Consider the following 10,357-nt stretch of genomic DNA (forward strand, 5'->3'; position numbering starts at 1 on the left):
GTATGGAGTGAACTTTACTCGGCTTAAAATTATTAAGAAGTCAATCGCGTTGGTAGCGATCATCGCTGAAATTGATACTGCGAAAAGCGGCCTTCATTCATGCACTTAGTCCTGTCTGCACGCGTAAAAGGGGCGGCTCACTTGCGTGGCCGCCCCTGTTTTGCGTCGTCAAACGGCGCTCAATCGATGAGCGTCAGCATCGCCCGGGTCAGTCAGTTTCGATCCGCGAATGCTTGCGAGTGTCTTTCATGAAGACATAGACCAGCAGCGACACCGCGATGCAGGCCGTGACGTACCAGTAGTACCCGGTCTCCATGCCGATGCTTTTGAACCACAGCGCGATGTATTCAGCGGTGCCGCCGAAGATCGATACCGTCAACGCATACGGCAAGCCCACGCCCAGCGCACGGATTTCGGTCGGGAACAGTTCCGCCTTGACCACCGCGTTGATCGACGTGTAGCCGCTGACGATGATCAGCGCAGCCATGATCAGGAAGAACGCACCCCACCAGCTTTGAATGGTGTGCAGCGTGGTGAGAATCGGCACGGTACACAAGGTCCCCAAAACGCCGAACGCAATCAGGATCGGCCGACGGCCGATCTTGTCAGACAGCGCGCCGATAACGGGCTGCAGAAGCATGAACAGGAACAGCGTGGCGGCGGAGATGGTGGTCGAATCGGTGATGCTCATGCCCACCGTGTTCACCAGGTACTTCTGCATGTACGTGGTGTACGTGTAAAAGGCCAGCGTTCCGCCCATGGTCAGCCCGACCACAGTCATCAGCTCCTTGGGATGGCGCATCAATGTGCGCATCAGGCTCTCTTTGGGCTTGTCCTTCTTGCGGGTGAACGACTCGGTCTCTTCCATGCCGCGACGCAGAAACAGCGCCACCACCGCGCACAGGGCGCCAATGCCGAACGGGATGCGCCAGCCCCACGCGTGCAGCTGTTCGGTCGTCAGCGTTTGTTGCAGCACGATCAATACCGCCAGTGCGATGAGCTGACCCGAGATCAACGTCACGTACTGGAAGCTCGAGAAAAAGCCACGACGCTCCTTGGTCGCCATTTCACTGAGGTAGGTTGCCGAGGTGCCGTATTCGCCACCCACCGACAGGCCCTGCAACAAGCGGGCGAACACCAGCATGATCGGGGCGCCGACGCCGATGGTTTCATACCCGGGCGTGAGGGCGATGATCAGCGAACCGAAACACATCAGCAGGACCGACGCCATCAACGCAGCCTTGCGGCCTTTGCGGTCAGCATAAAGGCCCATGAGCCAGCCGCCGATAGGCCGCATGAGAAAGCCCACAGCGAAGATCGCGGCGGTGTTGAGCAGTTGGGCAGTGGTGTCGCCCTTGGGGAAGAAGACTTTGGCGAAGTAGAGAGAGAAAGCGGCGTAGACGTACCAGTCGTACCACTCGACCATGTTACCGACGGATCCGCTGAAAATGGATTTCAGGCGATTTCCGGTGGTTTTTTCTGCGACTGGGGTGGCAGCCGCTCCGGGGGAAGCAGAATTGGGGATGGCCATTGGTTTTCCTGCAGATCATTGTTGTTAGAGGGATCGCGTCTAGGCGGTCTGACAACATGGATAGCAGGAGCTGTGCCAAAGGCTGAAAGCCCCGAGATAGAGCGATCAGGCTGGCGCAGGTGAGCGGAAATCCGCTGATTCAGAAAATAACCTGAGCGAAAATCCGCTCATTGGCCACCCCGGAATCCTCAACACTTCTGTTAGCTCGCCGCAAAGCAACTGACGTAACGCAGATCAACGTATCGCTACCAGACCGGCTATCGCGCCACCGAGCAACGGACGTAACGCAGATCAACGGTAGGAGCACGCTTGCCCGCGAAGACGCAGGCATGGGCGACCATTGTGGGTCGGATGTAACGACCCCTTCGCGGGCAAGCGCGCTCCTACATCGGTTGGCGGCAGGCAACGAAACAGTCAGTGCTCAAGGGCAATGGCTTTGGTTGAAAAAACGCCGGGTGTCACACCACAGAACAACTGACGTAACGCAGATCACCTGTAGGAGCGCGCTTGCCCGCGAAGACGCAGGCATGGGCGACCATTGTGGGTCGGATGTAACGACCCCTTCGCGGGCAAGCGCGCTCCTACACCGGTCAGTGGGCAGACCACGAAATCTCATGGCACTGACCAACCTCTTCGCGGGCAAGCGCTCTTACGCCGGTTAATGGGCAGACAGCCACGCCGGTAGGCACACCACAGAGCAACTGACGTAACGCAGATCACCTGTAGGAGCGCGCTTGCCCGCGAAGACGTAGGCATGAACGACCATCATGTGTCGGATGTACCGACCCCTTCGCGGGCAAGCGCGCTCCTACACCGGTTCGTGGGCGGACGAAATCTCATGACACACACCGAACTCTTCACGGGCAGCGCGCTCGTGCGCCGGTTCGTGGGCGAAAGCTGCGTTCACCGAGGTCGGTTCAGCGCGGTGAATTGCCTTCCGCCAGGAAATCCTCGCGTACCAGCCCGTGCCGCTGCATCTTTTCATTCAGCGTTCGGCGTGGCACCTGCAGCTCGTTCATCACTGCCTTGATGTCGCCTCGATGCCGTTGCAATGCTGAGCGGATGCAGTGCGCTTCGAACGCCTCTTGCTGCGCCACCAGCGACTGGCCACCCGGCAGGGCTTCAGCGGCCGGGTTGTCCAGCCCCAGAATCTGACGCTCGGCGGCATTGGCAAGCTCTCGGACATTGCCCGGCCAGTCATGGCTGAGCAGATGGCTCAATTGCGCTCCGCTCAGAACCGGCGCGCTGCGAGCCAGGCGTTGGGCTGCCTGCCTGGAAAAATGGCTAAACAGCATCGGAATGTCCTCGCGCCTGTCGCGCAGCGGCGGCAGGCGCAATTCGGCAATGTTCAATCGGTAGGCCAAATCTTCACGAAAGCGACCGGCTCGCGCTTCATCCAGCAGGTCGGGTTTGGTCGCAGCAATGATGCGCACGTCGATCTCAATGCTCTGATTCGAGCCCAGCCGCTCGATGCGTCGTTCCTGAATCACCCGCAGTAACTTGACCTGCTGAGCCAGCGGCATGCTTTCGATCTCGTCGAGAAACACTGTGCCACCGTGGGCGAATTCCAGCTTGCCGACGCGCTTACCCTGGGCGCCGGTGAACGCGCCGCTCTCGTGGCCGAACAGCTCGGCCTCAAACAGCGGTTCGGGAATCGCCGCGCAATTGACCGCGACGAAAGGCTTGTCAGCCCTGGAACCGAAATCATGCAGACACCGCGCAACCATCTCCTTGCCGCTGCCCGTCTCGCCACGAATCAACACGTTCACCGGCAATGGCGATAAATCCAGCACCTGTCGGCGCAGCGTCTGCATCGTCAGCGACATGCCCAAGAGCGTCGCGTCGAGGCGCGAGCGGTGGTCAGCCTGTTCGTGCAGCGTGCGGTTATCCAGCACCAGCGCGCGTTTCTCCAGCGCCCTGCGCAGGCTGCCAAGCAGTCGTTCCGGGGTGAACGGCTTCTCCAGAAAGTCATACGCTCCGTCGCGCATCGCGTCCACGGCCATCGGCACATCCCCGTGACCGGTCAGCAGGATCACTGGCAAGTCGCGGTCCTTCGCTTGCAACTCTGCCAGCAACTGGAGACCGTCCATGCCAGGCATGCGCACATCGCTCAGAATCACGCCGGGGAAGGCATCGGGCAGTTGCGCCAGACATGCCTCGGCGCGACTGAACACCTGCACGGTAAAGCCGGACAATGTCAGCCATTGCTCCACGGCTTCCCGGATGGGCGCCTCGTCGTCTACCACGATCACCGAATTGAGCATGTCTTTAAGCCTCCTGAGCCTTGCCGAGGCAGAAGAAAAACCGTGCGCCATCGCTGACATTTTCGGCGCTGAGGCGGCCGCCCAGCTCATGGACGATGGCGAACGAGACCGCGAGCCCCAGCCCCAGTCCATCGCCCACCGGTTTGGTGGTGAAAAAAGGATCGAATACGCTGGCCAGATGTTCGTCGGCAATGCCGCCGCCACTGTCGATAACCGCGATTCGCCAGTGCTCGGGCTGCTCGTCGATCCGAATTTCGAGGCGCTTGAGCGGTTTGTCCTGCATGGCGTCCAGCGCATTGCGCAGCAGGTTGATGAGCACCTGTTCAAGCCGGATGGCGTCGCCGCGCACCCATGCGGGACGCGTCAGGTCAAGCACGCAACTGACTCGCTCGCTTTTGATTCTGGCCTCGAGCAACAGCAGCGCCTGGTCTACCACAGTCGCCAGGTCAAGGCGCTCACGCAGACCGCTTGGGCTTTTGCGGGCGAATGTTTTCAGGTGCCCGGTAAGCGCCGCCATGCGGCTCAACTGCTGGTCAAGCAGGCTCAACGCCTTGTAGGCATCGTCGACCCGGCCGTGTTCCAGCAACAGGCGCAATGTCGCGAGCTGCATACGCTGGGCGGTCAACGGTTGATTGATTTCGTGGGCGAGCGCGGCTGACATCTGGCCCAGTGCCGCCAGTTTGGTGGACTGCACCAGACCCTCCTGCGCGGTTTGCAGATCCTGAGTGCGCTCTTCGACCAGGCGTTCGAGCTCTTCACGGCTGCGCTGACGCACCCGTGCAAGGCGCCAGCGCTGATACAAAAACAGCCCGAGGAACACCAGCGTCAGCCAGGTGCCTGCCGCTGCGAGGGCAGCGTTGCGCACGTCCTCTGCAGCGGGCTGGGGTTTGCGCAGCAAGTGCAATGTCCAGCCCTCGGTGGGCAAGGGCAGCGATTGCCACAGGTAATCAACCTGTTCGTCTGGCGCGCCTACGCGGCTCAGGTGACTGTTCACGTTGAACGTGCGAAGCGGCTCCTGATGCAGTGCCGTCAGGGGTTGCTTGTCGTACTGGCGGGTGCTGGCCAGCTCGGCCCTGTCCTGCGTGGTGAGCGGTTGCAGAGCCCGATACCGCCACTCTGGCTGGTTGGCAATGAAGACGATGCCTTTGGCGTCACTGACCAGCAACAGGTCGTCGTTTTGCGCCCATGTGTGTTCCAGGTCCGGAAACTCAAGCTTGACCACCATTGCCCCGATGAACTGCCCGGCTTCATCGCGCACGGCGTTGGCCAGGAAGTAGCCCGGGATGCCGCTGGTCACGCCAACGGCGTAAAAGCGCCCGACGCCGGTTGCACGGGTCTGGGTGAAGTAGGGGCGGAAGCCATAGTTGTGACCGACATAGCTGCTCGGCAAGCGCCAGTTGCTGGCGCCGACCGCCAGGCCATTACGGTCCAGCAGCTCCAGAGTCGATGACTGGGCCGCACCGTTGATCTGCTCCAGCTTGAGGTTAAGCGCCTGAGTAGTCTCGGTGCTGACCGGACCGCTCAGGGCTGACCGCAATTGAGGGTCAAGCGCCAGCACGGCGGGCAGGGCTCGGTAGCGTTCAATGAGCGTTTGCAGGGTATTGGCGTAAAGCGCCAGGCGGTCTGCAGACCGTGCCGCGTCGTCTTCGAGGGCATGGCGCTCGGCCTGATGCATCGCCAGCGTTGCCGCAACGACGGCACCGGCGATGATCAGGACCACATGAAAAACAAGTCGAGCTGAGCGAGGCATGAGCGTGACCTGTTTTCCGTGGGCAGTACCCGCCTTACAGCAGGTTGAACGTCGTCTCTTTCACATCTTCGGAATCCAGGCCAATCATCAGCTTGAACTCTCCGGCCTCGGCCGCGTACTTCAACGACGGGTTGAAGAACTTCAGGTCTTCCTCGGTCAGGGTGAAGCTCACGGATTTTTCTTCCCCGGGGTTCAACATGATCTTCTGGAAGTTCTTCAGTTCTTTGACCGGGCGGCTGATGGAAGCCGCGACATCGCGCAGGTACAACTGAACCACGGTTTCACCGGCCACTTTGCCGGTGTTCTTGACCATGACGCTGGCAGTCAGCTTGTCCTTGCGGGTCATCTTGTTGATCGACAAGGTGATGTCCGAAACGCTGAACTGGCTGTAGCTAAGGCCATAACCAAACGGAAACAGCGGGCTGGTCGGCTCCTCGAAGTAGTTGGAGGTGTAGTTCGAATCATTCGGGCGATACGGCCGACCGGTGTTCAGGTGGTTGTAGTACGCAGGCACCTGGCCAACGGAGCGCGGGAAGGTCATTGGCAGTTTGCCAGACGGGTTGTAATCGCCGAACAGCACGTCGGCCAGGGCATTACCGCCCTCGGTTCCGAGGAACCAGCTTTCGACCATGGCGTCGGCCAGCTCGTTTTCTTCGCCAAGCGCCAATGGGCGGCCGTTCATCAGCACCAGGACCAGCGGCTTGCCGGTGGCTTTGAGCGCGCGGATGAGCTCACGTTGACGGCCCGGAATCACCAAGTCTACGCGACTGGCGGCTTCGTGGGACATGTTGCGCGATTCGCCGACCACTGCAACCACGACATCAGCCTGCCGAGCAGCCTTGACCGCCTCATCAATCATGTCCTGTTCGGGACGCGGATCGATGGCGATCTGATCATCCATCTTGTTGAGGTAGGTGATGGCGTGCTGGTTGTCGGTGACGTTGGAGCCCAACGCGTAAATCAGCTTGGCCTTGTCGCCCACTGCCGCGGCAATGCCGTCGTAGGCGTTGACGGTCTGGCGCGGCAGACCGGCCCCGGACCAACTGCCCAGCATGTCCATCGAGCTCTTGGCCAGCGGACCGATCACGGCGATGGTGCCTTGCTTCTTCAGCGGCAGGGTGTCGTTCTGGTTTTTCAGCAGCACGATGCTCTTGCGCGCCACGTCGCGGGCTTCAGCACGGTGCAAACGGTTTTCGGCGTTGCGGTCGACCGGGTCATCCACTGCCGCGCCGATGCGCAGGTACGGATTGGCGAACAGCCCCATTTCCCATTTCGCGCCGAGCACCTCACGCACGGCATTGTCGACTTCCTTCTCCGACACTTCGCCGCTCTTCACCAGCCCGGGCAATTCTTCGCCATAGGCCTTGTCGTTCATGCTCAGGTCGACGCCGGCCTTGATCGCCAGTTTGGCGGCCTCGCGGAAATCCTTGGCCACGCCGTGGTCGATCAATTCCTTGATCGCGCCGTGGTCGCTGACGGTCACGCCCTTGAAGCCCCAATCCCGGCGCAAGACGTCTTGCAACAGCCAGGCGTTGGAGGTGGACGGCACGCCATTGATGGAGTTGAGGGCAATCATCACGCCGCCTGCGCCGGCGTCAATGGAGGCGCGATACGGCGGCAGGTAATCCTGCTGCATGCGCACCGGGCTCATGTCGACGGTGTTGTAATCGCGGCCGCCCTCGACCGCCCCGTACAGCGCGAAGTGCTTGACCACCGCCATGATGCTGTTGGGCGCCTGCATGCTTGTGCCCTGAAAGGCGCGGGTCATCGTGGCCGAGATGCGCGACACCAGATAAGTGTCCTCGCCGAAGCCTTCGGAGCTGCGACCCCAGCGCGCGTCCCGGGTAATGTCGACCATCGGGGCGAAGGTCATGTCGACGCCGTCGGCCGCGGCTTCAATCGCCGACACCCGACCGGTGCGGGTGATGGCATTCATGTCCCAGGTTGAAGCCAGGCCGAGGCTGATCGGGAAAATGGTGCGCTGGCCGTGTACCACGTCGAACGCGAAGAACATCGGGATCTTGTTGCGGCTGTGACCCGCGGCGTCCTGCATGGCGCGGTTGTCAGGCAACACCACCGAGTTGAACGTGCCGCCGATGCGGCCGGCAGTGATTTCCTTGAGAATTTCCGGCTTGGGCATCTCCGGGCCGATGCTGATGAGGCGCAGCTGACCGATCTTTTCATCGAGGGTCATCTGCTTCATCAGGTTGGCAATGAACGCATTCTTGGCTTGCAGGGTGGAGGCAGCGCCGACGCCGGTGGTAGCGTTTTCGGCCCAGGCGGACTGACTGGCCAGGCCGATGACGAGACTCAGTAAACACAGCTTATTCATGAATGGTTTTCTCAAGGCGTTGCCGGCAACTCGCGCGTAATACCGGTCAGCCGTTGGTTTAGGTGTCGAACCTTTGGTTTTTATTGTCGTCAGGACGGGGGCGTCGCTGAACTCCTGCCTCATATGAGCATCAGTAGCGCAACGAGTTTTATCTGATTGTGGCCCCGCAATCCAGAGCCCTGACAACGCGATGGGCCAGGATTATGCCGGGGAACGTCCGGTTTGGCTAAAGTCCTGACTGACAGGAATATCAATTGATGAACACAAGGAACGCGTAAGCCATGCAAACAGAGCGTTTGGGCTTCGGCCAGAGCAGTCGTTACAAATTGTCACTGGCATTGATGGTGCTGCTGACCACCTTGTTGTCAGGGTGCGGGATCAACAACATCCCGACCTATGACGAGCAGGTCAAATCCGCCTGGGCTCAGGTGCAGAATCAATATCAACGTCGCGCCGACCTGATTCCCAATCTGGTAGAGACGGTGAAGGGTTATGCCAAGCAGGAGCAGGACACTCTGACCGCCGTCATCGAAGCCCGTGCCAAGGCGACGTCGATTCAAGTGGACGCCAGCACACTCAACGATCCCGCCAAACTCAAGCAGTTCCAGGACGCACAGGGCCAGTTGACCGGTGCGCTCAGCCGTTTGATGGTGGTCTCCGAGCGCTACCCGGACCTGAAATCCAACCAGAATTTCCTGGCCCTGCAATCGCAGCTTGAAGGCACTGAAAACCGCATCGCGGTGGCTCGTCGCGACTTCATCGCCGCGGTCGAAAAATACAACACCGAGATCCGGACCTTCCCGGGCCGTCTGTGGCATTCGGTGATGTACAGCGACCTGCCGGTCCGTCCGAACTTTGAGGCCACGGCCGCTGACGCTGACAAAGCGCCACAAGTGAAGTTCTGATGGCGCGCGCGCGGCGTGGCCTGATAGCCGCTTTACTGGCGGTGTCGATGGGTGTGCTTGCGCAGTGGGCGCAGGCCGACCCCACCTTTCCGCCGTTGACGGGACGCGTGGTCGACACCGCCGGGATGATCGACGCGCCAGGCAAAGAGCGTCTGGAGCAGATGCTGCGCGCGCACGAAGAGCTGACCACCGAGCAGGTTGTGGTGGTCACGCTGCCCGATCTTCAAGGCTCAAGCATTGAAGACTACGGTTATCAGCTCGGTCGTCACTGGGGCATCGGGCAGAAGGGCAAGGACAACGGTGCCTTGCTGGTCGTGGCTCGCGACGAGCGCAAGGTGCGTATCGAAGTGGGTTATGGCCTGGAAGACCGGCTGACGGATGCGCAGTCCTCGGTGATCATCAATCAGGTCATCACGCCGGCGTTCAAGCGCGGTGATTTTGCCGGCGGCATCAGCAAAGGCGCCGAAGCCATGGTTCAGGTGCTGGGCGGTGATCCGCTCGCCGAGCCCGCCGTTGGCGCAACCGGTAATGCCGCAGCGAGTGAGGAAGAGCCCGCCGATTGGCGGATGACCCTGCTGTTTTTGGTGCTGTTCGTGGCCATCAGCTACATCAGTATTCGCTCCGGACGCGGCGGCATCATCGGTTCCGGAGGTGGCGGCGGCTTTGGCGGCTTTGGTTCCGGCGGTTCCGGCGGCTCGAGTTCGGGCGGCATGCGCGGGGGTGGTGGCGGTTTTGGCGGGGGCGGTGCCTCCGGTGGCTGGTAGTCGATCGCTCAGGAAGGGATTGCGTGCATGACATTGCTCAATAAAGACCAACAGCAGCAAGTGGCCGATGCCATCGAGGCGGTGGAGCGTCAGACCGACGCTGAATTGGTCACGGTGCTGGCCACCAGCGCAGACGATTACACCTACGTTCCGCTGATATGGGCCGGGGTCGTCGCGCTATTGGTGCCAGGGCTGATCAACCTGCTGACGGGCTGGATGAATGCCAACCACTTGTTGCTCGCACAAGTGGTCACGTTCATCGTGGTGGCGTTGTTGTGCCGGTTGCCGGGCATCACCACGCGACTGGTGCCTGTGCGGGTGCGGCACTGGCGCGCGGGCAATCTGGCCCGTCGGCAGTTTCTGGAACAGAACCTTCACGCCACAGCCAATGGCACCGGCGTGCTGATATTTGTCAGCGAGGCCGAGCGCTATGTCGAGATCATCGTCGACGACGGTATTGCGCGCAGGGTGGACAACGACGTCTGGATCGCAATGGTCGAGACCTTCACGCGACAGGTGAAGAGCGGCCAGATTCTGGAGGGTTTTGTCAGCTGCATCCGCTCCTGCGGCAGTGTACTGAGCGAGCAAGTCCCCGTGACCGAAGCGCGCAACGAATTGCCGAACCGTCTGGTGGTATTGGGCTGAGCTCTGTGGCGGTACGGTCCTGCGTAGATCTCTGGCGTTACAGTCCTCCGTAGGAGCCGGCTTGCTGGCGAACCCGTCTGGGCAGCCAATGTTGCGGTGTCTGAACAGACGCGTTCGCCAGCAAGCCGGCTCCTACAGGGGGAGTGCCCGTGACCGAAGCGCGCAA

7 protein-coding genes are annotated in these 10,357 nt (G+C 60.9%); 3 read left to right on the forward strand and 4 right to left on the reverse strand.

From position 1 onward, the window contains the following. Positions 1-208: 208 nt before the first annotated feature. The 4 genes from QRN48_RS14280 to bglX all read right to left on the reverse strand — a co-directional run bounded on the left by QRN48_RS14280 (position 209) and on the right by bglX (position 7,877). A complete protein-coding gene (locus QRN48_RS14280; protein WP_285351243.1) occupies positions 209-1,531 on the reverse strand; it encodes an MFS transporter in 1,323 nt (440 codons plus the stop codon). A 917-nt stretch (positions 1,532-2,448) separates the two neighbouring features. Next, a complete protein-coding gene (gene mifR / locus QRN48_RS14285) occupies positions 2,449-3,795 on the reverse strand; it encodes a two-component system response regulator MifR (RefSeq protein WP_285351246.1) in 1,347 nt (448 codons plus the stop codon). Positions 3,796-3,799: 4 nt separating this feature from the next. Further along, positions 3,800-5,545, reverse strand: coding sequence for a sensor histidine kinase (locus tag QRN48_RS14290; RefSeq protein WP_285351247.1), 1,746 nt, complete (start codon positions 5,543-5,545; stop codon positions 3,800-3,802). A 34-nt stretch (positions 5,546-5,579) separates the two neighbouring features. Further along, the gene (gene bglX / locus QRN48_RS14295; protein ID WP_191943021.1) at positions 5,580-7,877 is read right to left on the reverse strand and encodes a beta-glucosidase BglX; all 2,298 of its coding nucleotides are present in this window, start codon (positions 7,875-7,877) and stop codon (positions 5,580-5,582) included. Between the two features lie 281 nt (positions 7,878-8,158). Between bglX and QRN48_RS14300 the strand changes: the two genes are divergently transcribed. From QRN48_RS14300 to QRN48_RS14310, 3 genes are read left to right on the forward strand one after another with little or no spacing between them, the layout of a single operon-like run. Continuing rightward, positions 8,159-8,782, forward strand: a complete 624-nt coding sequence (locus QRN48_RS14300; protein ID WP_037014443.1) for a LemA family protein — start codon at positions 8,159-8,161, stop codon at positions 8,780-8,782. Beyond that, complete coding sequence (locus tag QRN48_RS14305; protein WP_502944602.1) at positions 8,782-9,546, forward strand: TPM domain-containing protein; 765 nt, start codon at positions 8,782-8,784, stop codon at positions 9,544-9,546. Before QRN48_RS14300 ends, QRN48_RS14305 begins: the two co-directional genes overlap by 1 nt. Positions 9,547-9,573: 27 nt before the next feature. Beyond that, a complete protein-coding gene (locus QRN48_RS14310) occupies positions 9,574-10,191 on the forward strand; it encodes a TPM domain-containing protein (RefSeq protein WP_285351253.1) in 618 nt (205 codons plus the stop codon). Positions 10,192-10,357 lie beyond the last annotated feature (166 nt).

This window comes from Pseudomonas sp. ME-P-057 (genome assembly GCF_030208975.1).
Taxonomy (GTDB): Bacteria; Pseudomonadota; Gammaproteobacteria; order Pseudomonadales; family Pseudomonadaceae; genus Aquipseudomonas; species Aquipseudomonas lutea.

What these genes read in the sequence shown, in the direction of transcription:
- QRN48_RS14300 (WP_037014443.1), top strand. Translation starts at nt 8,159, where the DNA reads ATGCAAACAGAGCGTTTGGGCTTCGGCCAGAGCAGTCGTTACAAATTG.
- QRN48_RS14310 (WP_285351253.1), top strand. Translation starts at nt 9,574, where the DNA reads ATGACATTGCTCAATAAAGACCAACAGCAGCAAGTGGCCGATGCCATC.
- mifR (WP_285351246.1), bottom strand. Translation starts at nt 3,795, where the DNA reads ATGCTCAATTCGGTGATCGTGGTAGACGACGAGGCGCCCATCCGGGAA.
- QRN48_RS14280 (WP_285351243.1), bottom strand. Translation starts at nt 1,531, where the DNA reads ATGGCCATCCCCAATTCTGCTTCCCCCGGAGCGGCTGCCACCCCAGTC.
- QRN48_RS14290 (WP_285351247.1), bottom strand. Translation starts at nt 5,545, where the DNA reads ATGCCTCGCTCAGCTCGACTTGTTTTTCATGTGGTCCTGATCATCGCC.
- QRN48_RS14305 (WP_502944602.1), top strand. Translation starts at nt 8,782, where the DNA reads ATGGCGCGCGCGCGGCGTGGCCTGATAGCCGCTTTACTGGCGGTGTCG.
- bglX (WP_191943021.1), bottom strand. Translation starts at nt 7,877, where the DNA reads ATGAATAAGCTGTGTTTACTGAGTCTCGTCATCGGCCTGGCCAGTCAG.